23 protein-coding genes are annotated in these 25,953 nt (G+C 39.5%); 12 read left to right on the plus strand and 11 right to left on the minus strand.

All coding sequences use genetic code 11. The features are described 5' to 3' along the window. Positions 1-53 precede the first annotated feature (53 nt). On the minus strand, positions 54-1,340 hold the full coding sequence (gene gltP, locus F928_RS19680) for a glutamate/aspartate:proton symporter GltP (protein WP_005079193.1): 1,287 nt from the start codon (positions 1,338-1,340) through the stop codon (positions 54-56). Between the two features lie 698 nt (positions 1,341-2,038). Then, complete coding sequence (locus F928_RS19685; RefSeq protein ID WP_005079194.1) at positions 2,039-3,148, minus strand: endonuclease/exonuclease/phosphatase family protein; 1,110 nt, start codon at positions 3,146-3,148, stop codon at positions 2,039-2,041. A gap of 187 nt (positions 3,149-3,335) precedes the next feature. Between F928_RS19685 and asd the strand changes: the two genes are divergently transcribed. The 5 genes from asd to truA all read left to right on the plus strand — a co-directional run bounded on the left by asd (position 3,336) and on the right by truA (position 9,119). Beyond that, a complete protein-coding gene (gene asd, locus F928_RS19690) occupies positions 3,336-4,454 on the plus strand; it encodes an aspartate-semialdehyde dehydrogenase (protein WP_005079195.1) in 1,119 nt (372 codons plus the stop codon). 148 nt (positions 4,455-4,602) lie between these two features. After that, the gene (locus tag F928_RS19695; RefSeq protein WP_005079196.1) at positions 4,603-5,952 is read left to right on the plus strand and encodes a type IV pilus assembly protein FimV; all 1,350 of its coding nucleotides are present in this window, start codon (positions 4,603-4,605) and stop codon (positions 5,950-5,952) included. Positions 5,953-6,011: 59 nt separating this feature from the next. Then, positions 6,012-7,277 carry a hypothetical protein gene (locus F928_RS19700; RefSeq protein WP_005079197.1) on the plus strand — a complete coding sequence of 422 codons (1,266 nt, stop codon included), beginning with the start codon at positions 6,012-6,014 and terminating at the stop codon, positions 7,275-7,277. A 58-nt stretch (positions 7,278-7,335) separates the two neighbouring features. After that, positions 7,336-8,307 (plus strand): asparaginase, encoded by a 972-nt coding sequence (gene ansA / locus F928_RS19705; protein WP_016805986.1) that lies wholly within the window; start codon positions 7,336-7,338, stop codon positions 8,305-8,307. Between the two features lie 14 nt (positions 8,308-8,321). After that, positions 8,322-9,119: a tRNA pseudouridine(38-40) synthase TruA gene (gene truA, locus F928_RS19710; protein WP_005079200.1), complete on the plus strand. Its 798-nt coding sequence runs from the start codon at positions 8,322-8,324 to the stop codon at positions 9,117-9,119. 26 nt (positions 9,120-9,145) lie between these two features. Here the strand turns inward: truA and F928_RS19715 are convergent, their stop codons facing one another. Beyond that, a complete protein-coding gene (locus F928_RS19715; RefSeq protein ID WP_005066032.1) occupies positions 9,146-10,156 on the minus strand; it encodes an AraC family transcriptional regulator in 1,011 nt (336 codons plus the stop codon). A 263-nt stretch (positions 10,157-10,419) separates the two neighbouring features. Between F928_RS19715 and infA the strand changes: the two genes are divergently transcribed. After that, a complete protein-coding gene (gene infA / locus F928_RS19720; protein WP_001284370.1) occupies positions 10,420-10,641 on the plus strand; it encodes a translation initiation factor IF-1 in 222 nt (73 codons plus the stop codon). Positions 10,642-10,692: 51 nt separating this feature from the next. On the opposite strand, the gene F928_RS19725 is transcribed toward infA, so the two are convergent. Beyond that, complete coding sequence (locus tag F928_RS19725; RefSeq protein WP_005079207.1) at positions 10,693-11,064, minus strand: lysozyme inhibitor LprI family protein; 372 nt, start codon at positions 11,062-11,064, stop codon at positions 10,693-10,695. A 175-nt stretch (positions 11,065-11,239) separates the two neighbouring features. Here F928_RS19725 and F928_RS19730 point away from each other — a divergent pair, with 175 nt between their 5' ends. Continuing rightward, positions 11,240-11,647: a hypothetical protein gene (locus F928_RS19730; protein WP_005079209.1), complete on the plus strand. Its 408-nt coding sequence runs from the start codon at positions 11,240-11,242 to the stop codon at positions 11,645-11,647. A 53-nt stretch (positions 11,648-11,700) separates the two neighbouring features. Here F928_RS19730 and leuB read toward each other — a convergent pair whose 3' ends face one another. The 4 genes from leuB to leuC all read right to left on the minus strand — a co-directional run bounded on the left by leuB (position 11,701) and on the right by leuC (position 15,600). After that, positions 11,701-12,780, minus strand: a complete 1,080-nt coding sequence (gene leuB, locus F928_RS19735; protein WP_002114882.1) for a 3-isopropylmalate dehydrogenase — start codon at positions 12,778-12,780, stop codon at positions 11,701-11,703. Between the two features lie 38 nt (positions 12,781-12,818). After that, positions 12,819-13,403 carry a hypothetical protein gene (locus tag F928_RS19740; protein ID WP_005066026.1) on the minus strand — a complete coding sequence of 195 codons (585 nt, stop codon included), beginning with the start codon at positions 13,401-13,403 and terminating at the stop codon, positions 12,819-12,821. Positions 13,404-13,515: 112 nt separating this feature from the next. Further along, entirely contained in the window at positions 13,516-14,163 is a 648-nt protein-coding gene (gene leuD, locus F928_RS19745) for a 3-isopropylmalate dehydratase small subunit (protein ID WP_002114814.1), read from the minus strand. Between the two features lie 18 nt (positions 14,164-14,181). Next, a complete protein-coding gene (gene leuC / locus F928_RS19750) occupies positions 14,182-15,600 on the minus strand; it encodes a 3-isopropylmalate dehydratase large subunit (RefSeq protein WP_002115007.1) in 1,419 nt (472 codons plus the stop codon). Between the two features lie 237 nt (positions 15,601-15,837). Between leuC and F928_RS19755 the strand changes: the two genes are divergently transcribed. Together F928_RS19755 and F928_RS19760 are read left to right on the plus strand one after the other, a co-directional pair. Then, positions 15,838-16,092, plus strand: coding sequence for a DUF2061 domain-containing protein (locus F928_RS19755; protein WP_005804193.1), 255 nt, complete (start codon positions 15,838-15,840; stop codon positions 16,090-16,092). 115 nt (positions 16,093-16,207) lie between these two features. After that, positions 16,208-17,071, plus strand: coding sequence for a LysR family transcriptional regulator (locus F928_RS19760; protein ID WP_005066023.1), 864 nt, complete (start codon positions 16,208-16,210; stop codon positions 17,069-17,071). A gap of 34 nt (positions 17,072-17,105) precedes the next feature. On the opposite strand, the gene F928_RS19765 is transcribed toward F928_RS19760, so the two are convergent. The 3 genes from F928_RS19765 to F928_RS19775 form a co-directional block, all read right to left on the minus strand. After that, complete coding sequence (locus F928_RS19765; protein ID WP_005079213.1) at positions 17,106-17,852, minus strand: sporulation protein; 747 nt, start codon at positions 17,850-17,852, stop codon at positions 17,106-17,108. A gap of 54 nt (positions 17,853-17,906) precedes the next feature. Next, positions 17,907-19,346 (minus strand): DUF2252 domain-containing protein, encoded by a 1,440-nt coding sequence (locus F928_RS19770; protein WP_005079215.1) that lies wholly within the window; start codon positions 19,344-19,346, stop codon positions 17,907-17,909. A gap of 189 nt (positions 19,347-19,535) precedes the next feature. Continuing rightward, positions 19,536-20,186 carry an HAD family hydrolase gene (locus F928_RS19775; RefSeq protein ID WP_002115098.1) on the minus strand — a complete coding sequence of 217 codons (651 nt, stop codon included), beginning with the start codon at positions 20,184-20,186 and terminating at the stop codon, positions 19,536-19,538. Positions 20,187-20,368: 182 nt separating this feature from the next. Here F928_RS19775 and nudH point away from each other — a divergent pair, with 182 nt between their 5' ends. The 3 genes from nudH to katG all read left to right on the plus strand — a co-directional run bounded on the left by nudH (position 20,369) and on the right by katG (position 25,917). Beyond that, on the plus strand, positions 20,369-20,854 hold the full coding sequence (gene nudH / locus F928_RS19780) for an RNA pyrophosphohydrolase (RefSeq protein ID WP_000567255.1): 486 nt from the start codon (positions 20,369-20,371) through the stop codon (positions 20,852-20,854). Positions 20,855-20,939: 85 nt separating this feature from the next. Further along, positions 20,940-23,234 (plus strand): phosphoenolpyruvate--protein phosphotransferase, encoded by a 2,295-nt coding sequence (gene ptsP, locus F928_RS19785; RefSeq protein WP_005066019.1) that lies wholly within the window; start codon positions 20,940-20,942, stop codon positions 23,232-23,234. A 526-nt stretch (positions 23,235-23,760) separates the two neighbouring features. Continuing rightward, complete coding sequence (katG, locus tag F928_RS19790; RefSeq protein WP_005079218.1) at positions 23,761-25,917, plus strand: catalase/peroxidase HPI; 2,157 nt, start codon at positions 23,761-23,763, stop codon at positions 25,915-25,917. The last annotated feature ends 36 nt before the right edge of the window (positions 25,918-25,953 follow it).

The following is a 25,953-nucleotide window of genomic DNA, read 5'->3' on the forward strand; positions in this document are numbered from 1 at the left end:
AATAAAAAACCCGCGATATTCGCGGGTTTTTTTACAACTAAAAGAAAGCTATCTTATTTAAATGTTGCTTCATAAGCGGCAGCTTTTTCAGAGTCGTATTGTTTTTCCCATTTACTGATTACAAGTACAGCAAGTGCGTTACCAACAACGTTCAAAGCAGTACGAGCCATATCCATAATACGGTCAACACCAGCAATAAATGCTAAGCCTTCAAGCGGGATACCAACAGTATGTAAAGTTGCTAATAGGACAACAAATGATACGCCAGGAACACCAGCAATACCTTTAGAAGTAATCATCAAAGTAATAACCAAGATTACCTGTTGACCGATTGACATATCTATACCATAAAGCTGTGCAATAAAGATTGCTGCGATACTTTGGTAAAGTGTAGAACCGTCGAGGTTAAATGAATAACCTGTTGGGATCACAAAACTGGAAATTGCTTTTGGCGCACCGTAAGCTTCCATTTTTTGCATAATACGTGGTAAAACTGTTTCCGAGCTTGCTGTTGAGAATGCTAAAATCAATTCATCTTTTAAAATCTTAAACAAGATAAAGATGTTGATTCCAAACATTTTTGCGGTAATACCCAAAACCACAAAAGCAAAGAAAAAGATAGCAGCATAAACCAACACTACCAATTTAGCTAATGGAATGAGTGAAGTAAAACCGAAGTTAGCAACAGTTACTGCGATTAAACCAAACACACCCACAGGTGCATATTTCATGATGATGTGCGTTACACGGAACATCGTTTCTGAAACTGCATGAAACACATTTAACAATGGGTCTTTAGTAGTTGCTGGCAATGAAGACAGACCAATACCAAACAACACAGCAAAGAAAATCACAGGCAACATTTCACCGTGTGCCATAGAGTTAACAATATTGGTTGGAATCATGGACAAAATTGTCTGTACCAATCCATGTGACTGAGAACCAACTTCTTGAGCTGTATGCTGATATTGCGAAATATCAGTCGTCACTAACATCGCTTTATCTACACCAGCACCTGGTTGGAAAATATTTGCCGCAACCAAACCAACTAAAATAGCGATAGTCGTAATAATTTCAAAATAGAGAATGGTTTTAAAACCAAGTCGCCCTAAACTTTTCGTACTGCCAACACCTGCAATACCTAAAATCAAGGTAGAGAAAACAATTGGAATAACAATCATTTTAATCAGGCTAATAAAGATCTTACCGAGTGGGGCAAGAACATTATTCACAATACTGTCTCTGATTTCAGGCTGGTTATGTAAAACAGCCCCGACAACTATCCCTAGGATTAAAGCAATTAAAATTTGCCAAGCAAGGCTAAATTTAAAATTCTTCATAAGACAATCCTTATGCACCGCAAAGTATCAAATATGAGAGGGAGAAGACCACTAACTAAGAGTGAAACCTCAACATGCACACTAATTCCCAAACAGAAATTTAAATGTACAAACAAATCACAACCCGCCGATCCGGCGAAGTAAAAAACAATGCCTGTTGACGATCCAACATGTCAACGATCGGCACATTCTATTGAGATTTATTAATTAAACAACCCCAATTTATCTTTAAATAAATCAAAGCCTATATTTATTCCTTAATAAACTATAAAAACAAAAACTTAGATAAAAAAAATTTTATATCTTTTTTCACTAAAAATTGCGCAGATGTATATGAAAACATATGGAGGCTTAACGCGAATTAAATAGATTTTAAAAATAAGATAAACTTGGAAATATTTATGTGATTTGCAATAAATTTAATAAGGTATATAAAAATATCAACCCGAGTTCTGCGTCCTGCAAAACTCGGGTAAATGAGGTTGTGCTTTCAGGTTAATAATTATTTTTATCGTTTCCGTTCCAACATCTGATCCGTGATGCTATTCCATATCAGCGTTATGTATCCTTACGTGGGATTATCCATTCCCGGTTCCGTGTGCCGATGAATGTAGAATAAGGTTTTTATAACCCTCTGCCTATTCGCCCTAGACTCAAATCTTTGTACGATATTGCTTACATCACTTTTTATATTCTTTTTATTTATAAGGCTGTGCAATTTTATCAGTTACTACTTTTTCTTCAGCTTCAGCCTTTGCAATTCCTTCTTGGATGGCTCTTTGCGCCTCTTCTTCATCATCTTGAGTTTGTTCCAGTTCCTCTTGAATATGCTCAAATATTCGACCAGTCTGCAAAACCACATAGACAGGAAAATGATCAGATCCAATATGAGGTAAACGCTGCATCTTCACTAAACCGAAGTCTGTACTATGGAAAATATGGTCTAAAGACCAGCGCAATAAAGGATAGTCCGCATGAAAAGTATTAATAAAATGTCGCCCAACACGCGGGTCAAGCAATCCACTAATCCGTTGAAATAACCGTGTAGTACGTGACCAAGCTACATCGTTTAAATCTCCCATCACAATACAGCTTTCATCTAGATCTTTAATTTGGTCGCCCACAATTAAAAGTTCAGCATCGCGTAGAGTTGAATCCTTCGCCTCAGTTGGACTAGGTGGCTTAGGATGCAAACAATAGAGTTGAACTGGCATACCAGATCGTAAAGTCACAGTTGTATGAATAGAGGGAATTTCATCACTGAGAATAAATTTAACTTCAGTATTTGATAAAGGTAGACGGCTATATAAATGCATGCCGTAGAGGTTATCTAAGGGTACAGGAACGCGATAAGGATAGTCACTTTCAATCTCTCTTAAAGCATTTTCCCATGTCGTATCGCTTTCCAATGTAAGTAGTAAATCTGGTTTTAATGTCCTGATCTGTTCAAGCAATAAATGATACTTATCATTAGGAGTAAGGACATTCGATACGATTAATGAAATCTGCTTTTGTGGATCTAATTGAGACGTCTTCACCTGTTTAACCTGTTTTTTCCAAAACAAGGTATAGGGCAAAATCATTTTAAGCTGATAGGCAATGGCAGCAATGAGCGCAGCCAGCACGACTTCACGCCAGAGATTCCATTCGGTTGGCCAAAACAGCATTCCTATAAAAGCTAAAAGACCAACAAATAGAATCTGCAACCTAGGAAAATCGGCACCACGAAACCACCACTCATCACGAGGAATAAGTGACCAGAAACTTAACCAAATCACCAGACCAGCTAGAACTTCGATATAAATCATTGAATTTTCTCTTTTAAGATGATTTGTTTTTTAAAGTTTTTGTCATCTTTATCAATTTTGTATGTAACATAAACAAGATATTCTACTCAATAAAGATGGTGTTTTGTTTCTGTAACGCTTGCAGTTGTGGACACTTTTGATACACTCAACTCCCCCTAACAATTTTAACGCACCGAGGCAAAATGACATGAAAGTAGGTCTGGTCGGTTGGCGCGGGATGGTCGGTTCCGTCCTTATGCAACGTATGGTTGAAGAGAATGATTTTGCTCATATTGAGCCATTTTATTTCTCTACCAGTAATGCAGGTGGTGAAGCTCCTTCATTTGGTGGTAAGACTGCCCCAGCACTTATGGAAGCTACAGACATTAATAGTCTGAAGCAAATGGATGTCATTATTACCTGTCAAGGTGGTGACTATACGTCTGAAGTTTTCCCACAGTTAAAAGCGACTGGTTGGGATGGCTACTGGATTGACGCAGCTTCAACTTTACGTATGTCAGATGATGCGATCATCGTTCTTGACCCAGTAAACCTTAACGTTATTAAAGACGGCTTGGTTAACGGCACCAAAACTTTCGTAGGTGGTAACTGTACAGTATCGCTTATGTTGATGGGTGTAGGTTCACTTTTCCAAAATAATTTGGTGGAGTGGATGACTGCTATGACTTATCAAGCAGCATCAGGTGCTGGCGCACAAAACATGCGTGAGCTAATTACTGGTATGGGCTACTTATATAACAATACTAAAACATTGTTAGATGATCCTAAATCTGCAATTTTGGATATTGATCGTCAAGTTGCTGAGTTACAACGTGGTGAAGGTTTCCCATCTGCTAACTTTGGTGTGCCATTAGCGGGTTCATTAATTCCTTACATTGATAAGCAACTTGAAAACGGTCAATCAAAAGAAGAGTGGAAAGGTCAGGTTGAAACCAACAAGATCTTGGGTAACTCACAAATTGTTCCTATCGACGGCCACTGTGTCCGTATTGGTGCGATGCGTTGCCACTCTCAAGCGCTTACTATCAAGTTGAAAAAAGATGTGCCGCTTGATGAAATCGAAGATATGATTTGTACTTCAAGCCAATGGGCGAAAGTTGTACCAAACACTCGTGAAGCGTCTATGACTGACCTTACACCTGTTGCTGTAACTGGTACCTTAACTGTGCCTGTAGGTCGTCTACGTAAACTCAACATGGGTAAAGAATATCTAGGTGCATTTACAGTGGGTGACCAGTTACTCTGGGGTGCTGCTGAGCCTTTACGTCGTATGTTACGTATTTTAGTTGAATACAAAAGCTCATAATTTGATTTGAATTATTCAGTCAAAATAAAAAGCCGATCACATTAGATCGGCTTTTTCGTAACTGGTTTGTGAAAATTTTACAATTTATTTACATTTCATTATTGTATAATTTTGAATGACTTTACGACTTATTAGGTCATGGATTGAGATGACTGTTTATAACAAATTAAAAATTGCCATTTTCACCATTATGTCTTCGCCTTCTATTTATGCGATTACATTAGACCCTATACAAATTCAGTCCGCACCTGGCGATTTGTTATATGCCGAAATGAATTTTCAACAAGCTGACCCCAACGCTAATCTACAAGTCAGTCTAGCGACTCCTGAAGATTTAAGCGCGTTAGGCGTAACTCATCAGCCGCCCGGAAATCTTAATTTTTATACACGCCAAAACGGTCAAGGCTCAGGGGTTATTGTAATTACCTCATCTCGCCCTGTGATTGATCCTGAACTAAATATTGTAGTAAAAATTAGTGAAGGTTCTGCCACACGTTTGCAGCATATCAAAACCGTAATTAAGCCTTCTTCTATAAAAAAGACTGAAAATAACGAAAGTACTTTGTCACCTCAGTTTATTGTCAATGAAAAAGACATTGCTCTAAATCTGCCAGAAAGTACTAGATATGCATCACCAACTTCGGCCTCAACTACAAATAATTCAAATGATGAACACAGTCTTAGTATTAACGTTGGAACTGCTCCAGCAATAAACACAAATTCATCCAATACACTTAGTGCAAATCCTTCTACTCAGGTTGCTCAACAAGTTACAACAGCTACTACTCCAGATCAGACAGAAATTAAACCAACCAGCGCTAAGACAGCTACAAATAATTCACCAAAAACTCCGGTCAAAAATCTAACAGCGCAAAAGAAATCTGTATCTCAAAAAGCGCTTAACCAAAATCCTGCGAAGAAACAATCGTTAAGTTCCTACAAAGGACCAGCATCATCAGGTAAATATGTGGTACAGCGAAATGAGTCTTTATGGAGCATTGCTAATCGTATTGCCGCGAAAACAAAACAACCTGTTGCGAAAGTCATGCATGATATTCAAACACAAAACCGACATGCTTTTATTCAAGGTGATGTAAATCGTTTGCGTCAGGGAATCGCACTTAACCTAGCTCACTCTCCTGCAGCTAAACCTCATCAAAACAAGTCAAAAACAGATATCGCACATACTGCAAAATCAACTTCTGGCAAAGCAAAATACCGTTTACAACAAGCCGAAATGAGTATTGTGGCTGAAAACAGTCAAAATTCTACACATGGAAGTGCTAAAAAGAGCACACAACAAAGTCAAAACAATACTGAGTTAGCAGTAAAAGTTATGACAACAAGAGAAAAAACCGTTACATTACAAAGGAATGTAACCAAACTAAATCAAACTTTACGTTTAAAAGACCAACGTATTCAACTTCTGAATGCACGTTTGGCAGAGTTACAACAGCAGTTACAAGCACAGCAACAGACTCATAAGCAAAAGCATTAAGTTAAAACCAGAGTCAGCTCGCTTTATATTGCAAATATTTATTTTTTAAGGGGAAAGTAATGTTATATGTGATTCCATTCATCATATTGCTCGTGGTCGCTGTCATTTTAAAAAAACGCGAAAATAGCCAAAAGCAAGAGTCGAATTCCCCTAAAACAATAAATAGAAAAACCAATAAAAAAGCGAACTCTAAATCAAGTAAAAACTCGCGTGAAAAAACTAAAGTAAATGTAGTTGAAGAATCTATTCCCTCTACTCCACAAAGCAGTCCTGTTCCAGACGCTGTTCGTCAGAAGATTCAGCTACTTATTCAAGAAAAACAATTCTCAGCCGCTGAAGCTCAAGTCAATCAGGCGCTCAAAAAAGATAATACGCAACATGAACTTTATTTATTGCTACTTGAGATTCATATTGCACAAAAAGATGAGTTTGCAATAACTCAACTGATTAGCCATATTCGTAGCTTAGCGCTCAATGAAATAGCCATTCAAGCAGAAGCCAGACAAAAAGAATATGAGTCATCAAGACAACCAGATGCGATCGATTTTCCTCAAGCTCAAACATACCAAGAGCCAAAAAATACATCTGATGCAACAGCTCAGTTTGATCAATTAACAACAAGTTCTTCTGAAACTTCTTTTTTTGATGAATTGCAGCAAGACTATACCCCTGTAAAGCAAGAACCTGCTGTTGAAGTTGAACCTTTAGAGTTTAACTTTTCATTTGAGCAAACCACGACTACCGAAAGTACCAGCCAACCAACACACAAATCAGAGTTATCGCCATCTCAAGAAACAAATGAGCTAGCTGACCTAGAGTTTTCTTTTGACTTGGCACCTCTGCATGAATCTGAGGAAAAAAACCAGACAATAGCAGCACCAGCAGCTCAAGAGAACACCAATGCTTTGGATTTTAATCTTGAATTAACCCATGAAGATCCAGAAGTAAAACCTAATGAACAGATCTCATCATTAGATGAGCTTAAATTGGTAGAACAAGCGCCATTAGACTCGAATTCAATCGCACCTCTTGAGTTTTCGCTAGACGAGCCTGCATTAGTTACAGCACCAGAGATTGAAACTCAAAACCTTGTAGACTTAGTACGTGAAGAAACTACCCCAGATCAAACCAAAGATCCCCTTGTAGAAGCTTTTCCAGAATTAAAACAGTTAGATGAAAATGAACTTGATCTAAAACTAGCTGAGCAATACATCAAGTTAGGAGCCTACCCAGCAGCTCAAGCCTTATTGGCAAGCAATGAGCAAAAATTCAACACAGAACAACAACAACGCGCGAAAAACTTACTTAATCGCATAGCTTCTTAGAACTGTTCGATTTACCATAAGCAGTCAGAGATGACTGCTTTTTTATGCCTGCAAAAATATGAAAAAAATAGCCTTATTTTATATGGGTGGTACTTTTGGTTGCATTGGTGAACCTCTAGCTCCTATGCCTTATGAGCAATTCTTACCTCAACTTGAAAAAGTGATTCCCCCACACTTAACAGTTGACTGCTTTGCTGCACCCAATATTGTTGATAGCAGTGCATGCACGGCACCTGATTGGTTACGCCTGATTCAACGTATACAACAACTACAACTTGAAGGTTATCAGCATTTCGTTGTTATTCATGGTACAGACACGCTCAGTTATGCGGCTGCGACCCTAGCCCGCTTTTTGGGCCAAAGCTGTCATATTGTGATCACCGGTAGCCAATACCCGTTACTCAATATTCAAGGCGATAACACCCGTGAATTTACTGATGCAATTGAAAACTTATATCTTGCACTAGAACAAGTGATTGCTTTACCTGTGGGTGCTTATCTCGCATTCCACCATCAAGTATTCCACGCGCAGACTGCATTAAAAACGCATACGACTGAACTCGATGCATTTTCAGGGTTAAGTAGTGAAGCTGAGTTTACGCCTCAGCAAAATGAATTGATCGTACAAGATGCCCAAATTGAACGAGCTGCTTCCTTCCAGATTTTAAACTGGATGATGCAACCCATTGCAACACAGCACTTAGTACAGCAATTACGTCATTTACTTTCAGCCCCACCACACTTTTTAGTGTTACAAGGTTTTGGTACTGGCAATATTGCAGTAAACCAAGAATTACTTGCAACATTAGATGAGCTTTACACACGTGGCTGTGTTCCGATTCTTACCACTCAGGTGACATTCGGTGGTATTGATCAACGTTATGCGATTAGTGCATGGACCAAAACTGCAAAAATTGTCATCAGTGATGCACATAGCCATGCAGATCTCTATGCAAAAGCACTTCAAATCTATTTAAAATACCCAACCCCAGAACAATGGCTAAGCCATTGGAACGAAAATTTGCATTAAACAGAGGTAAAGCCATGCAACGTTATGCAGTCGGTATTGAATTTAGCGGAGTTCAATACCGAGGTTGGCAAACACAACAGCCAGGCGTTGCCAGCGTTCAGGAAACGATCGAGCGTGTACTGAGTAAAATTGCAGATGAGCCCATTGCACTTCACGGTGCGGGTCGTACTGATGCGGGAGTACATGCAACAAATATGGTGGCGCACTTTGACACGAACGCTATTCGTCCAGAAACGGGGTGGTTAAGAGGGGCAAATAGTCAACTACCTAAAGATATTTCCATTCAGTGGATTAAACTGATGGATGAAAATTTTCATGCCCGCTTTAAAGCGACTGCTCGACGTTACCGCTATATCATCTATAACGCACCGCATCGCCCAGCACTATTACACAAGCAAGTTACGCACATTTACCAAAAGCTAGACGTGCAAAAGATGATTAAAGCTGCTAGTAAATTTGAAGGAACGCATAACTTTGAAACTTTCCGTGCAGCAGCATGTCAATCAAACCAGCCTGTTCGACATGTAAAACATTGCCGTTTATTTGAACATGGACGCTATTTAGTTTTAGATATTCAAGCAGATGGTTTTTTACACCATATGGTGCGTAATATTGTCGGTTGCTTACTCGAAATTGGTCAAGGTATGTATGAGATTGATCATATCGATGCAATGTTTGCGGCGCAGGATCGTAAGGCGGCTGGGGTAACAGCCCCACCCGACGGTCTTTATTTTATTCAGTGTAATTATCCTGAACAGTTTGATTTGCCGCAGCCACCACTTGGGCCACATTGGCTAAACTTACCGGAGTAAGCTTAGCCAACTTTACATATACTTATCTAGCGATGCTGCTTACGCTTACGGTATTCCACAGGTGTTTCATTCGTCCAACGCTTAAATGCACGATAGAACGTACTTGGTTCAGAGAAACCTGTTAAATACACAATACGTTCAACACTCTCATTGGTATTTGCCAGAAGCTTTTTAGCCAAACGACAACGATAGTCAGAAAGTATTTGTTGAAAACTGGTATTTGCCTCACTGAGCTGAGTACGTAAGCGACGTGGAGTAATATTCAACTGAGCAGCAACCGTTTCTAGCGTCGTTTCTCCACTTTCAAGTGTTGAACCAATCGCACGGCGAACTTCGCCCACTAAATCATAGCGAGCCAATTCCTGTAGTTTTTCAATCGCGAGCTGCTCATGCAACTGCAATAACTCAGGCTCTGCTTGCCAAAGCTGAAAATCTAGAATAGCTGGATCAAAATATAAACGTGTCTCTTTCTGACCTAAGCTAACTGGGCAACCAAATACACGGAAATATTCATCCTCAGAAGCTCCTTCGCTAAAATTAAAATCGATGAAGATAGGATGAAATTGTCCTTCAGTAATGAACTTAAAAAATCTAAGCACGCCCGAAATTGCACATTCAGAGAAATGACGATTGACGAGATTGTCAGCACCAATCTGTTCACCATTGGTTAAATAACAACGTCCTTCTTCAACTACTAGTTTTGCATCAAATGCATCACTAATCAGTCGCTGATAAGCTAAGGCCCGTTTTAAGCCTTCACCAAAGGTTTCACTACTAATAAATAGATGTTCAATCACCTGCCCTCGATACAAAGGCAAATGCTCACCTAAATGCAGACCGATGTCTGGATCTTTACTGACTTCCTGAGCGGCAGTCCAAAAGGCGTACTGTGCACTTAACGGTGTACGTGCATTGGTATCGACCTGATTTAAAGCAACTCCCGCTTTGGTTAATATTTCTTCTGTTGGCAAACCCGCACGACGAATCGCTTGGTAGCCAAAGCGTAATACAACTGATGCATCTGTTAGCTGACCCACGCAGTGCCCTTCCATGTAGATACTTCATTGATATTTAGGGCTGTTGACCTTTATGCAATTAACAGTCCCTAATAACTATGATTTTAGATTAGCGTTGATTGACCAAACTGACAACAGAATTACACTTCTTTTGTGAAAAAAATTACATCTTTTTTTATTAGTCATACTTTAACCAGATGCTTTAGCAGAAGTGTGTCTATCTTGTTTTTTTTAAAAAAATTGACTATAATTTGCGCCTTTCCAATTTGATCATCAGGTAGGCTATGGCCAATAAAGAGGAACTCATTGAGTTCGAAGGCGTTGTCACCGAAACGCTTCCTAATACGATGTTCCGTGTACGTCTTGAAAACGGTCACGAAGTTATTGCACACATTTCTGGTAAAATGCGTAAACACTATATTCGTATTCTTACTGGCGACAGTGTAAAAGTCGAAATGACTCCATATGACTTAACTAAAGGTCGTATTACGTACCGTGCTCGCTAATTAGTGAATGCAAAAAAGCCACTTTATGATGTGGCTTTTTTATTGCGTTATTTATTCACTTAAGCGACTGGTTTTACATCCCACCGTTTGGCATTCACGCAATCTTTCTTGCAGCCAATGGTTTCTTTCTTGCGTTGTCTGTAAACGACATTGCACGTCTACACTATTCCTATTTGAATCTGTACACTCGGCGTCACGTTGACGTATCCATGCAAGCTGAGACTTCTTAAGAATATTTTTCTGCGCGGTGTTTAACTTTACTCGCAGTGCTTGATAATTCTTATTCAAATCTGCATCAGCACTCGCATAAATTTTATTTGTACAGTAAATATCATCGTAAGTATTGCGGGCACTATCACAGTTATCTGCATAGACTGAAGTCATGCCAAAGCTGCATAAAAAAGCAAAAACTATTTTTCTCATACTATTCGTCCTTAAGTTTTCTATAAAATTATTATTAAAGTAGTTCGGAAGTAATTGATAAATCGAAAGACAAATTTACCTTCCATTTATCATAATCCTCCTTTTTTACTTTACAAGCTTGTAAATACAACCTATTGTTCTTTAATAATAAATATAATTTCATATAGTGAGAAAAATGAACATATATACCCGCTGCCAAATTGGCTTATTATCTTTCATCATTATTTGTCTTAACGGTTGTGCTAGCCACCCACGTCAATCCGTAGATTTACAGGAATATTTAAAAGGCTTTTTAGGAAAATCATCGGCGACCATTCAACAAGATATCAATCTACGTAGTCTTGGTTTTCAAGTCGCCAATACACCGCAAAAAACACCCAATCAGCTCATCTATACGATTTTGCGTCCTTTAAGCATTCCTATTCCGATGGTGAGTAATGTTGATATGAGAGGAAGCTCTATTCCTGTCCAATCAGGAAATCTGAGCGGCAATTCTTATGATATTAATTTCAATTGCAAAGTGATTTTCCAGCTTAAAAATGACATTGCCGAGTCAATTCAATATGAAGGTAAAGCCTGTTAAAACATAGGCATAAAAAAACGCAGCTCAACGCTGCGTTTTTTTATAATAAGCTTTTAAGCAAGAGCAGCTACAACAGCCTCACCCATTTCAGCCGTACCTACTTTTGTCATACCTTCAGACATAATATCTGCTGTACGCAAACCTTGATCAAGCACTTGACCTACTGCATCTTCAATTGCTTTTGCAGCAGCTTCTTCACGGAATGTGTAGCGAAGCATCATTGCAACTGAAAGAATAGTTGCTAATGGGTTTGCCACATTTTGACCCGCGATATCAGGTGCAGAACCATGGCAAGGCTCATACATACCTTTGCCATTTTCATCTAACGAAGCCGATGGCAACATGCCGATTGAACCTGTAAGCATTGCTGCTTCATCAGATAAGATGTCGCCAAACAAGTTACCCGTTACGATCACGTCAAACTGTTTCGGTGCACGTACAAGTTGCATTGCAGCGTTATCAACATACATATGTGAAAGCTGAATATTTGAATAATTTGCTTGCTGTAAATCAGTAACTGTTTGCTTCCAAAGCTCTGTAACTTCCAAAACGTTAGCTTTATCTACAGAACAAACCTTTCCACCACGTAAGCCTGCAAGTTCAAAAGCTACTTTTGCAATACGCTTAATTTCGCTTTCAGAATAAACGTCGGTGTTATAACCTTGCTTTTCACCGTTTTCGAGTTCACGGATACCACGTGGCTGACCGAAATAGATACCGCCAGTCAATTCACGAACAATTAAAATATCTAAGCCAGCAACAATTTCAGGCTTTAAGCTCGAAGCATCTGCTAATTGCGGATATAAAATCGCTGGGCGCAAGTTAGCAAACAAGTTAAGTTCACTACGAATTTTTAAAAGACCACGTTCAGGGCGAATAGAACGCTCAATGGTGTCCCATTTTGGTCCGCCTACCGCACCTAATAAAATTGCATCAGCTTTTTTTGCTTGTTCACTTGTTACTGCTGGGTACGGTTCACCATGCGCATCAATTGCCGCGCCGCCTAATAAGCCATGTTCCCAAGTTAACGATAAATTAAATTTTTCATTTACTGTATTTAATACTTTTTCTGCCGCCCCAACAATTTCAGGACCAATACCATCACCAGCTAAAATTAAAATCTGTTTAGACATGAACTTTTTCCATTTTCCAAAGACAAGCAGTGCTACAACTACCGCGGTGTTAGTTTTTTCTGCTCAAGGAATTCACCTAGTCCTGTTGTAACATCAAATGGTCGACAAAAACGGCGAATGACATGCCCATCTTGTTCTAAATCGACACATAATGGATCTGGTACAGAAACATTCAGCAAACTACCCGAACGGTTAGATTTGTCTCGGTACATTTTAAATGTATAGCGATGGTTAGCATTAAACTGGTGAATCACATGAAATGTTTCTGCACGATCCGGAGAGATCGGATAGAAACGAATCACCACTTCATATTGTTTAGCAGGCACTGATAAATATAAGCTGTTAGTTTGGCTAAGCACTGAACCTTGTAATCTCACAATCCCTTGATGAATTGCCTGATTACTAATTCTTCGTGTTTGCGCATCCACTACAGTAATATCATTTAGTCGTTCAAATTCACAACTCTTCGCGCCCGAACAATATATTGCTGCATTCTGCCCCAAATTTTCTTGTTCAGCCTGCTTAATGCGGACAGTATCCACTACATTGTAAGTGCTTTGACAAGCACTGAGTGTTATTGCGCACAGGCTCAACAAAAAGCTATGAGTAACGTTCCTCTTCATTGTTCAAGCCCAATCCTCATCTAGTGCATAATTCTAAGGTGTTTTTATGCTTTAGCATGTTAGCAAGAGTTTGAACGCTACGCCATGGCTATGTTTAAAATGTACCGAAAGGTTAATTCAACTCTTGGAATACCCAAGGACGAACTTGTTTAGTTTTTTCTTCATAAGCGCGAATTGCGTCCGCATTTTGAAGAGTTAAACCAATATCATCCAATCCATTTAACAAGCAGTGCTTACGAAATGGATCAACTTCAAATTTAAACGCTTCACCTGTTGGAGTACGTACTTCTTGAGCGGCTAAATCAATTGTTAATTGATATCCCTCATTAGCAGCACATTCTTTAAATAACTGCTCAACTGTTTCTTCTGGCAAAATGACAGGTAACATGCCATTTTTGAAACAGTTATTAAAGAAAATATCAGCAAAGCTTGGTGCAATAACCGTACGGAATCCATATTCATTTAATGCCCAAGGCGCATGCTCACGGCTTGAACCACAACCAAAGTTAGTACGAGCAATTAAAACTGTTGCTCCTTGATAACGAGGCTGGTTTAAAACGAAATCCGGATTTTTTGGACGTACTGAATTGTCTTGTCCTGGATAACCTTCATCTAAATAACGAAGTTCATCAAATAAATTATCGCCAAAACCAGTGCGTTTAATCGACTTTAAAAACTGTTTTGGAATAATTAAATCTGTATCAACATTGGCACGATCTAATGGTGCAACGATACCTTGTTCAACTGTATAAGCTTTCATGGTTTGCTCCAGATCGAATTAAAATGAACGAACATCAACGAAGTGACCAGCGATTGCAGCCGCTGCCGCCATTGCTGGGCTCACCAAGTGAGTACGACCACCATTGCCTTGACGGCCTTCAAAGTTACGGTTAGACGTCGATGCACAATGTTCACCTGGTTGTAACTTGTCTGCATTCATTGCTAAACACATTGAACAACCCGGCTCACGCCATTCAAAGCCAGCTTCCAAGAAGATTTTATCCAAGCCTTCTTTTTCAGCCTGTTGCTTAACTAAACCAGAACCCGGAACAATCATGGCTTGTTTAATGGTAGATGCCACTTTACGTCCCTTAACCACCTCAGCCGCAGCACGGATGTCTTCAATACGAGAGTTCGTACAAGAACCAATAAACACACGATCAAGCTGAATATCAGCTAATGCCTGACCTGCATTTAAACCCATATATTGATAAGCACGTGTCCAATCATTACGTTGTACGTCATCTTTCGCTTGTTCTAAAGTTGGCACAGCTTCAGTAACTGGAATAACCATTTCTGGTGAAGTTCCCCAAGATACTTGTGGTTCAATTTCTGCGCCATTTAACTCAACTACAGCATCAAACACAGCATCTTCATCTGAATGCAATGTGTTCCAGTAAGCAACTGCTTGTTCCCATTGCTCACCTTTTGGTGCATAGCTACGACCTTTCACGTATTCAATAGTTTTGTCATCAACAGCCACCATACCGACACGCGCACCTGCTTCAATCGCCATGTTACATACCGTCATACGTCCCTCAATCGACATATCACGGAAAACTTGACCACCGAACTCGATTGCATAGCCCGTACCGCCAGCGGTACCAATTTTACCGATAATCGCCAACACCACATCTTTTGGTGTTACGCCTTTACCCAATACGCCATCTACGCGAACCAACATATTTTTAGATTTTTTCTGAATCAAGCATTGTGTTGCTAAGACATGTTCAACTTCAGATGTTCCAATACCATGCGCCAAGCAACCAAAAGCACCGTGAGTGGCTGTATGTGAATCGCCACATACCACCGTCATGCCCGGTAAAGTTAAGCCCTGTTCAGGCCCAACTACATGCACAATCCCCTGACGAATATCATTAATACTAAATTCAACAATATTAAAGGCCTTACAGTTGTCATCTAAAGTTTGAACTTGAATACGAGATGTATCATCTTCAATACCAGCGATGCCTTGGTCACGTTCCTTTTTAGATGTTGGAACGTTGTGGTCTGGTGTAGCAACGTTTGCACTTAAACGCCATGGTTGACGATCCGCAAGTTGCAAACCTTCAAATGCTTGTGGACTTGTCACTTCATGCAATAAATGACGGTCAATGTATAGTAAACATGAGCCATCATCACGCTGTGAAACAACGTGGTCATCCCACAATTTGTCATATAAAGTTTTGCCTGCCATGTCGTCTTGCTCCATTGGACTGGGTAATTCTGATCTTTATTCGATTATAGCCAGAGTTTCACATAAATCTAATTTATCATTTTTATAAATTAGAAAACTTTTTGGAATAAATTATAACTTCCATAAGGTGCATCAAATTTAATAAATCGTTTTTGTTAATGATTATCATTTGCATAATCAATTTTTAATCTTATACTCTAATGCCTATACTAAAAATATCTAAAGTGGCTAAAGAGAATGATCATGGCTAATATCCAAAAATTCGTTATAAATAATCAACGTACCTTAAAGAAAACCTTAAGCTATTACATTATGCATATTACTGTCGCAATGCTAGTCGCATACTTTGTAACAGGTAATATCTGGATGGCTTTAACATTAAGTATGCTTGAACCAACCGTACAAGCTTTTGCTTTTTTCTTCCATGAAAAAGTTTGGGCTGCTAAAGATCGCCGCATATCAGCCTTAGCTGAAAAAGAAACAACAGCTTAGGCTAAGATTAGTGCGGTAATTCATAACTTTCTCACTCGTTTTGCTGCAAGCATGATACGATTTTGGCTCGGCAACTTTAGCCCCTCGATTTTTCTATTCCAAGTTGAGTTGTATTATGAATCTTGCAGCCTTTGAAGCTTTTGTAAAAGTTATGGAAACAGGGTCTATCTCTGTGGCAGCAGATCAGTTATTTATTACTCAACCTGCCGTTACCAAACGAATTCACAGTTTAGAAGAATATTTTGGCGTAAAACTATTTGAATCTGCAGGCCGAGGTGTTCAGGCAACTCATGCTGCACATTCATTACTTCCTAAAGTTAAAAACTGGTTAAATGAGCTGGGTGATATTCACCATACGCTGAGCCATGAACAAACTCAGGTACAAGGCCGCTTAAAAGTCGGTACGAGTCATCATATTGGTTTGCATCATTTACCTGCACCACTTAAGCATTTTGTTCAGCAATTTCCTCAGGTTACTTTAGATGTGCATTTTGTTGATTCAGAGCAAGCTCATGAACAAGTACTGGCTGGTGATCTAGAACTCGCATTTTTAACGCTTCCTCCTTCAGGAGATGAGCGTCTTAACTATATTACAATTTGGAATGATCCTTTAGTTTTTGTTGCGGCCCCTTTTCATCCGTTGGCACAAAAAAAGAATCTCACCTTACAAGATTTAATTGAATATCCAAGCTTATTACCCGCTGCACAAACTTATACTGCTCAAATCACTTTAGCTGAGTTTGAAAAACAAGGACTTAAACCCAAAATTACCATGAGCAATAACCCTCTTGAGTCTATTCGCATGTTGGTGTCAATTGGTTTGGGTTGGTCAGTTTTACCAAAAACTCTGTTGAATCAGGATATGCAGCAGCTTGATTTGAATGTTGAGATGAATCGTCAATTAGGTATGGTTTGGCATCCTGCACGCACTCAATCTAGAGCCATGCAGGAGTTGATTAAAATGATGCAGGATGCATAAAAGACTCTCATCTAAGCATCTACTCGAATTTAATTTATCCAAGCTTTAAGAGGCTTCTAATTTGTTGCACCATTTGGTTTTCATCAAGCATATGATGGGGAATCGTCATCGTTAATAGCTGATCTGATCGAAAATGGCGGTCTACTTCAAGCATAACGTGAGTTTGATTAGGTTCAGCAACGAAAGAAACTTCAACCTCATTAAATCCGCTAAACATATGTGAAGAGACAAATTCAAGCTCTTGGTAACAACCAATCGTTGATCTAAAATTTCGCGCAGTCAGCTGCCCTTTTTCTACATCTACTGTCGATAAAACAAAGCCACATCGCTGCATAGCCTGTAGAAACATTTGCATGGCTGGAGTTGGCAGAACCTTTAGATAATCACGATCAGTTGCATCTAATCCCCAATCAACATCCATATGGGTTTGAATCCAAACACGTGCACCATTTCTTCGACAAGCAACCTCAGTAATCGGTGTCTCAAATGGTAGTTGAATACTAAAAGGGAAAGAATGCGCTTGATGTGCTGGCAAGAGGAATCGAGAGTTCACTAACCACTCTTGTAAAACTAAAGGTTGGTTAAACTCATGATCACCGGATTCGACTTCTGCCATCGTCACTAATTGCAAATAAAGACCATTAATCTCTTTATCAGATGCTCCACCTTTAAAGCTAATTTCTCCATGCAATGTGCTGCCTGCTTGCAAGCTTGGGTTCTGTAAAACAGTTTCTACCGTCACACCTTGAAGACCCAAACCAGACATAATTTTACTAAACATTTTTTCTCTAACCTTTCGAATTATTTCCTGTCATCTGTAGCAGCATATTTATTATTAAAGTGCATCATCTCCAGCGAGCTGAATCTTACCATCTGCAACTTCATTCATAAATTGGTCATAGTCATTTAGATTACGTTCTGCATATTCTTCTGCATACGTTTGTAATACTTCTACTATCGTATTACCTTCGCCAAGATATCCCATAAGTACATCTGCATTTCCAGATTTAGCGTGGGCATGAGCTAAGGCTAAACCACAACTTTCGGCATACTCATAGAAATACTCATCATCCATGTCACTAAGATCAACCGAAATTTTCATATCACGTAACTGACGTACATGAAAATGTTGATTTGATATGGAAGAGAATCCAAGAAATATATCACTTGCGGCCTGCATGAGCTGCTGACCATGCACTACACGCTCACCTTCGTGATTTACCTTGTCTACAAATAGCGGGCTGAGAATTGATGGATTCGCTTCTTTCATTTGTAAAATTAACGGTTCCCGATCTGCATCTTGAAATAATGCAATCGCTGATCGTGTACCAACACTTCCAACACCCACTACTTTCAAAGCTACATCTGTACGTTGATAACGATCAAAAAGCACTTGGCGATCATATTTCAAAGAATCACGGTATTTTTGAAAAAATACATCAACATCTTTACCAAATGGCTCATCCATACTTGGATGCCATAATAACGGCGCATCATCCACAAAATGACGAAACCCTGTATCTTGATCTTGCTGGGTAAGCTTTGGCAAAACAGAGTACGCAGTTCTTTTCTGTGCTGAATCGAGATGCTTCTCGCGTTTCTTTCTTAGTTTTCGACACTCAGTATTTTCTAATAATGTACTGGCATCAACTTTTTCATACCAAACTTGGAGTGGTGAAAGTTCTGTAATTTCTAATAAGTGCTGACGATAACTATTCAGCATTATTTTAATTGCTTTTAATCCGACTTTCTCTGCAAGATGAATATCACGCGCCGCGATCACAAAACTGGTTGCTAAGCGCTTTACATCCCATTCAAACGAGGCAACTAAAGTTTCGTCAAAATCATTAATTCCAAATAACAAATTACGTTCTGGACTTGCAAAACCACCAAAATTACTTAAATGACAATCACCACAAATCTGTTGAAATAAGCCTGAATTTGTCTGCTCCCACGCTTGGTCAAATAGCATCAAAGAAGGCATGCCACGATAAAATGTAAATGGAGAAACACTCATCCGTTTTGCACGAATCGGCTTGAGCTTTTCTAAACGTCCTTGGTTACTCCAATCATAGACCGTTAAAGCAGTTGTACCTTTTGGTCGTTCAGAAAGCTTTGATAGCTGTTCACGTGGAACTTTTTTACGTTGAGCCTTACCTAATTTGAAACCTTCGCTTTTATTAAGTAATTTCCCCTGATAGCTATGACGTGTTAAATCAATACTTTCATCATTCCAAAGTTGTTTTGGTAATTTAATTTGTGCTGTTTTTGACATTATTTCCTCATTTTTAAATTAAATTTTTTTATATTCTGAAATCTTTGCCAAGATAGAATTTATTTTATTAATCATAGCAATATCTGTTTTTAGCTAAGATTTATAAGAGATATTAAAAAATGATTTTAAATATAATTAAGAGTTGGAAGACCTCAAAACTTTTTAAACTGTTCTTCCAACTCCACAATTTTAAATCGACCAGTCCTGAATGTCCCAATTGTGTTCTTGGGCCAGCTTTTCAAGGCGATCATCAGGGTTTACTGCAATCGCATGAGTTGCATATTCAAGTAAAAAACGGTCATTAATTGAATCGGAATACGCCCAAGACTCAGACACGTTACGGCCTTCCAACCATGCATCTAGACGTGCAAGTTTGCCTTTTTGATAACACGCTAAACCAGCAACTTTACCCGTATATTTTCCGTCAGCCACTTCAGCATTGGTTGCTAAAATTTCGGTAATCCCAAATTCACGGAAAATCGGCGCAGTAATAAAATCACTCGTTGCCGTAATACCCACAATAGTATGGCCTAAATCTTGATGTTTTTTGATTGCATCAAAACCTTTTGGACGCATTTGCGGACGAATGACTTTTTGCATGAACAATTGGTGGAGCTCAGTTAAGTAGTCATTGTCATGCTGCGTTAAAAATCCGAAAACAAATTCATTATAAGCATATGGGTCAAGTTGCCCTGCTTTGTAATCTTCATAAAATTTATCATTCATCTGACGATGATGAACCGGATCAACCAAACCTTCATTGACTAAAAATTCACCCCAAGAATGGTCTGAATCGGTATTTAACAAGGTATGGTCTAAATCAAACAACGCCAGTTTCATGAAAATTCTCGTTTAAACTGAAATTTAAGAAAAAAAATGTAAATCTATCTCCGCTAGTCGATAGAAATTCGTTAAGATCGTAGCAATTTAAACATTTTACTTTGATCTTTTCGAGCTGGACATAAAAAAGTGTTTGTCCCCGCGATTAAAGTCAACGATATAGACAATATTTAGGTAGCCAAATGATCGATTCAGAAGGTTTCCGACCGAATGTCGGGATCATTTTGGCAAACGATGATGGACAGGTTTTATGGGCAAAGCGCATTGGTCACAATGCTTGGCAATTTCCACAAGGAGGCATCCAGTTTGGAGAAACCCCTGAACAGGCACTTTTTCGAGAACTGAGAGAAGAAATCGGCTTATTGCCCGAACATGTCCAGATTATTGCGCAAACCAAAGGATGGCTGCGTTATCGTTTGCCACATCGGTACATTCGGTCAGACTCTGACCCCGTATGTATCGGACAGAAACAAAAATGGTTTTTACTGAAGTTAACTGCACCTGCAAAAAATATTCAGTTAAACCTCTCCGACCCGCCCGAATTCGATGAATGGCAGTGGGTTAGCTATTGGTATCCTCTTGGACAAGTGGTGAACTTCAAGCGTGATGTTTATCGTAAAGCCATGGTGGAGTTGTGTACACAGTTGCCGATGCAACAATTACCCTAAAAATCATTTATCTAGCAAATGATTTTTATTAAAAGTGCTGTTATAAATACATTCATAGTCTAAAAAAATACTGGAGTATACATCCATGTCAAACATGCAACTCGACACTCTACGGCGCATTGTCCAAGAGGTTAATGCGTCCGTCAGTTTGCATGAATCATTAGACATCATGGTTAATCAGGTTGCTGAGGCCATGAAAGTGGATGTTTGCTCTATTTATTTACTCGATGAACGCAATCAGCGTTATGTATTAATGGCCTCTAAAGGCTTAAATCCAGAATCTGTAGGCCATGTTTCTTTACAACTCGGTGAAGGCTTGGTCGGTCTGGTCGGGCAACGCGAAGAAATCGTTAACCTTGACAATGCGCCAAAACATGAGCGGTTCTTGTATTTACCTGAAACAGGCGAAGAAATTTATAACTCTTTCCTCGGCGTACCAGTCATGTATCGTCGTAAGGTTATGGGCGTTTTGGTTGTCCAAAATAAACTTCCTCAAGATTTTAGTGAAGCTGCCGAGTCCTTTTTAGTTACACTGTGTGCTCAGCTTTCTGGCGTTATTGCTCATGCTCATGCAGTGGGTAATATTGACGTATTTCGTAAGCCGAGTAATGGACCTGCCTACAAAACCTTTCAAGGCGCTTCAGGTGCAGGCGGTGTTGCTTTAGGTCGCGCTATTATTTTATATCCACCTGCCGATTTGGGTTCTGTGCCTGATCGTGAAGCAGAAGATATTAGCGATGAACTTCGAATTTTAGATCAAGCCATTTCATCAGTACGTTCAGAGATTCGTTCTCTGGATGAAAAAATGCATGATTCTTTAATGGCTGAGGAACGCGCTTTATTTAGTGTTTTCTTAAGAATGCTAGATGAAAATGCATTACCAGCAGAAATTAAAGAACTTATCCGTGATGGACATTGGGCACAAGGTGCAGTACGTCGTGTCATTGAAAAACACACTGCCCTATTTGCACAGATGGAAGATGACTATCTTCGTGAACGAGTTTCCGACCTTAAAGATTTAGGGCGACGTATTTTAGCCTCTTTGCAAGAAGAAGACTCTAGCCATCGTGACCTGAGTCCAGACAGTATTTTAATTGGTGAAGAGATTAGTACTGCGGCACTTGTAGAGTTGCCAGTAGACAATATTGCAGCGATTGTGACATCCGAAGGTGCAGCCAACTCACATATGGTGATTGTTGCTCGTGCATTAGGTATTCCAACTGTAGTTGGTGTAACTGAACTACCAGTGAACACACTTGATGATGCAGAAATGATTGTGGATGCCTATCAGGGCCGTGTTTTTGTAAACCCTCCACGTCGTTTACGCCAACGCTATAAAGAAATCCAAAAAGAAGATGAGCAAATCGCAAAAGATCTCAAACAATACGAGACCAAAGAAGCGATTACTCCAGATGGTGTGTCTGTTCAGCTCTATGTAAATACAGGCCTCATGATTGACGTAGTACGCGGAGTACAACGTGGTGCTCAAGGTGTCGGTCTATACCGAAGTGAAATTCCATTCATGTTACGGGAACGTTTCCCAGGTGAAGAAGAACAACGCGCAATCTACCGTCAACAGTTGAGTCACTTTGCCAACAAACCTGTGGTGATGCGAACACTGGATATTGGTGCCGATAAAGACTTGCCTTATTTCAGTATTGAAGAAGAAAACTCGGCATTAGGCTGGCGTGGTATTCGTTTCACGCTTGATCATCCCGAGATTTTTTCTTCGCAAATTCGCGCCATGCTCAAAGCCAGTATTGGTTTAAATAATTTGCATATTTTATTGCCAATGGTCACTACAGTCAGTGAAGTCGAAGAAGTACTTTATTTACTTGAGCGTGACTGGATTGCTGTGCAAGAAGAAGAGCAAGTTAAAATTACCAAACCAAAAATTGGAATTATGGTTGAGGTGCCGAGCGTACTGCTACAAATTGATGAGTTTGCTGAACTCGTCGATTTCTTCTCGGTCGGTTCAAATGACTTAACACAGTATTTACTTGCAGTTGACCGTAATAATCCACATGTGGCTAACGTTTACTCACACTTCCATCCATCCATTCTACGTGCGCTAACTCGCTTAGTTAAAGAATGCCATGAATATAAAAAACCTATCAGTATTTGTGGTGAAATGGCAGGTGATCCATTATCAGCAATCCTGCTCATGGCAATGGGCTTTAATACCCTTTCAATGAGCTCGAGTAATATTTTGCGTGTACGAAAAGCAATTTGTCATGTACCAATGACAGATGCACAAAAATTGCTGGATGATGTCATGAAAATGAATAATCCACTCATCGTGAAAAGTTGGCTTGAGTACTATTTTAAAACTCACGGTTTAGCTGATATGGTTAAATCGAATCGAATCGTAAATGTTTAATATATAAACAATAAAGGAGAGCAATGCTCTCCTTTATTCCTTTGAGCTCGCTTCTACTACAATTAAATATAAAAATTTCATCTCACCATTGCTCCCCCATCTTAATCTTTTAAATAAACGTACAATCGGTTTTTTAAATCAATATTGACAGTTTAATCCATTTGAAAAATAAGACTCCTACTCCTAGTATATTTACAGAGCGTTATTAAAAGATCTTACGTTGTTCCAACAATTGAAGAGGTAATTCTATGCATCGTTATTTACAAGTTTCATCTTATTTTTCCTCTTGTTTTTTAACCTTCATGCAGTAAATTGGAGGAATAACAAGTAAAGGAATCTGATGCATTATTAAATAAAATATAATGGCCGACATCTCAGTGAAAAGACTTTTAAACGGTTTCTCTCACCATTTGTTCTCCCATTTCTTTATTTAGTAAACATGAGTTTTTAAACCAGAAGTCCAGGAAAATGAGCCCTAACATTTTTACGAAGAGCTCAATAATTATTACCCAGAGAGAATATAACCATGTCAGATGAATCAAAATGCCCTTTTTCAGGCCATAAATCAAAACCAGAAGTAACGGTCGGTGGTGGCACGCCTAGTTTACACTGGTGGCCAAAACAACTACGCGTCGACCTACTCAATCAACATTCAGAACGCTCTAACCCACTCGGTAAAGAATTTAATTACCGTCAAGAATTTAAAAAACTCGACTACTACACCCTCAAAGCTGATATCAAAAATGTATTAAACGATTCTCAAGATTGGTGGCCAGCCGACTGGGGAAATTATACAGGCTTATTTATTCGTTTAGCGTGGCATGCTGCCGGTACATATCGTATGGGCGATGGCCGTGGTGGTGCTGGTCGTGGTCAGCAACGTTTTGCGCCATTAAATAGTTGGCCTGACAATGCAAGCTTAGATAAAGCACGCCGCTTGCTATGGCCAGTTAAACAAAAATACGGTCAAAAAATATCATGGGCAGATTTATTTATTCTTGCTGGAAACATCGCACTTGAATCTTCGGGTTTCCGCACCTTCGGTTTTGGTGCAGGTCGTGAAGATGTTTGGGAACCAGACAACGACGTAAACTGGGGCGATGAAAAAGAATGGTTAGCTCATCGCAACTCTGAAGCATTGGAAGGCAGCAATCTAGCTGCAACCGAAATGGGTCTAATTTATGTAAACCCTGAAGGCCCACAAGCCAGCGGTGACCCTAAATCAGCTGCACCATTTATTCGCGCGACTTTCGGCAATATGGCAATGGATGATGAAGAAATTGTTGCCTTAATCGCGGGCGGTCATACTTTAGGTAAGACCCATGGTGCTGCCTCTGCTGACCATGTTCAGGCTGATCCTGAGGGAGCATCAATTGAACAAATGGGCTTTGGCTGGTCAAACAGTTTTGGCACTGGTGTTGGTAAAGATGCGATCACTTCAGGTTTAGAAGTGATTTGGTCACAAACACCAACACAATGGAGCAACTACTTCTTTGAAAACCTATTCAAATACGAGTGGGTACAAGAGCGCTCACCTGCTGGTGCAATTCAATGGGTAGCAGCAGATGCTGAGGCAATCATTCCAGATCCATTCGACCCATCAGTTAAACGTAAGCCAACAATGCTTACTACAGATTTGACCTTACGTTTTGATCCTGAGTTTGAAAAGATCTCTCGTCGTTTCCTTAACGATCCACAAGCCTTTGCCAATGCTTTTGCTCGCGCTTGGTTCAAGTTAACTCACCGTGATATGGGTCCAAAAGCACGTTATTTAGGTCCTGAGGTTCCGGCTGAAGATTTAATTTGGCAAGACCCATTACCTGCTGCTAGTGCTATACCGTCTACTGCCAGTATTGATGATGCAAAAGCAAAAATTGTTGCATTAGGACTATCTGCTGGTGAGCTAGTTTCCCTTGGTTGGGCTTCGGCATCAACTTTCCGTGGTGGAGACAAGCGTGGCGGTGCAAACGGAGCACGTATTGCTTTATCACCACAACGTGAATGGGACGTAAATAAAAAAGCAGTTGAGACTTTAACTAAAATTGAAGAACTCAAAGCTTCTACTCAATTATCATTAGCTGATTTAATCGTGCTTGCAGGTAACGTTGGTGTAGAGCAAGCTGCTCAAGCGGCAGGTTTCAATATTAGCGTTCCATTTGCCCCTGGTCGTGTTGATGCATTACAAAGTCAAACTGATGTCGAATCTTTCCAATTATTGCTCGGCCTTGCTGATGGTTTTAGAAACTGGAAAAAAGAAGGAGTCAGCGCAACAACTGAGGCATTATTAATTGATAAAGCACAACAACTGACTTTGACTGCACCAGAGTTAACTGCATTGATTGGTGGCTTACGTGTACTGGGCACCAACTGGGATGGCTCACAACACGGTGTATTCACTCAGCAAGTTGGTGTACTCAGCACAGACTTCTTTACGAACTTACTCGACATGTCTACTGCATGGGCACCTGTTGACTCAACAAGCGAAGTCTTTGAAGGCAAAGATCGTAAAACAGGCGCAGTAAAATTTACCGCAACACGTAATGATTTAGTCTTCGGTTCAAACTCAATCTTACGTGCATTAGCCGAAGTTTATGCTCAGGCAGATGGTAAAGAAAAATTTGTTCAAGACTTTGTTGCTGCATGGACTAAAGTCATGAATCTTGATCGTTTTGACTTAGCTTAATTTAAGCCAAAATGGTAAAAAGCCAGTTCAATTTGA

It is taken from the genome of Acinetobacter pittii ATCC 19004 = CIP 70.29 (genome assembly GCF_000369045.1).
Lineage (GTDB): Bacteria > Pseudomonadota > Gammaproteobacteria > Pseudomonadales > Moraxellaceae > Acinetobacter > Acinetobacter pittii.

Coding starts and splice junctions, on each gene's coding strand:
- F928_RS19755 (WP_005804193.1), top strand. CDS start 15,838: ATGATCATGGCTAATATCCAAAAATTCGTTATAAATAATCAACGTACC.
- F928_RS19685 (WP_005079194.1), bottom strand. CDS start 3,148: ATGATTTATATCGAAGTTCTAGCTGGTCTGGTGATTTGGTTAAGTTTC.
- nudH (WP_000567255.1), top strand. CDS start 20,369: ATGATCGATTCAGAAGGTTTCCGACCGAATGTCGGGATCATTTTGGCA.
- F928_RS19775 (WP_002115098.1), bottom strand. CDS start 20,186: ATGAAACTGGCGTTGTTTGATTTAGACCATACCTTGTTAAATACCGAT.
- F928_RS19770 (WP_005079215.1), bottom strand. CDS start 19,346: ATGTCAAAAACAGCACAAATTAAATTACCAAAACAACTTTGGAATGAT.
- F928_RS19695 (WP_005079196.1), top strand. CDS start 4,603: ATGACTGTTTATAACAAATTAAAAATTGCCATTTTCACCATTATGTCT.
- F928_RS19725 (WP_005079207.1), bottom strand. CDS start 11,064: ATGAGAAAAATAGTTTTTGCTTTTTTATGCAGCTTTGGCATGACTTCA.
- leuC (WP_002115007.1), bottom strand. CDS start 15,600: ATGGCAGGCAAAACTTTATATGACAAATTGTGGGATGACCACGTTGTT.
- ptsP (WP_005066019.1), top strand. CDS start 20,940: ATGTCAAACATGCAACTCGACACTCTACGGCGCATTGTCCAAGAGGTT.
- leuB (WP_002114882.1), bottom strand. CDS start 12,780: ATGTCTAAACAGATTTTAATTTTAGCTGGTGATGGTATTGGTCCTGAA.
- F928_RS19700 (WP_005079197.1), top strand. CDS start 6,012: ATGTTATATGTGATTCCATTCATCATATTGCTCGTGGTCGCTGTCATT.
- F928_RS19765 (WP_005079213.1), bottom strand. CDS start 17,852: ATGTTTAGTAAAATTATGTCTGGTTTGGGTCTTCAAGGTGTGACGGTA.
- asd (WP_005079195.1), top strand. CDS start 3,336: ATGAAAGTAGGTCTGGTCGGTTGGCGCGGGATGGTCGGTTCCGTCCTT.
- infA (WP_001284370.1), top strand. CDS start 10,420: ATGGCCAATAAAGAGGAACTCATTGAGTTCGAAGGCGTTGTCACCGAA.
- F928_RS19730 (WP_005079209.1), top strand. CDS start 11,240: ATGAACATATATACCCGCTGCCAAATTGGCTTATTATCTTTCATCATT.
- katG (WP_005079218.1), top strand. CDS start 23,761: ATGTCAGATGAATCAAAATGCCCTTTTTCAGGCCATAAATCAAAACCA.
- truA (WP_005079200.1), top strand. CDS start 8,322: ATGCAACGTTATGCAGTCGGTATTGAATTTAGCGGAGTTCAATACCGA.
- leuD (WP_002114814.1), bottom strand. CDS start 14,163: ATGAAAGCTTATACAGTTGAACAAGGTATCGTTGCACCATTAGATCGT.
- F928_RS19760 (WP_005066023.1), top strand. CDS start 16,208: ATGAATCTTGCAGCCTTTGAAGCTTTTGTAAAAGTTATGGAAACAGGG.
- gltP (WP_005079193.1), bottom strand. CDS start 1,340: ATGAAGAATTTTAAATTTAGCCTTGCTTGGCAAATTTTAATTGCTTTA.
- F928_RS19740 (WP_005066026.1), bottom strand. CDS start 13,403: ATGAAGAGGAACGTTACTCATAGCTTTTTGTTGAGCCTGTGCGCAATA.
- ansA (WP_016805986.1), top strand. CDS start 7,336: ATGAAAAAAATAGCCTTATTTTATATGGGTGGTACTTTTGGTTGCATT.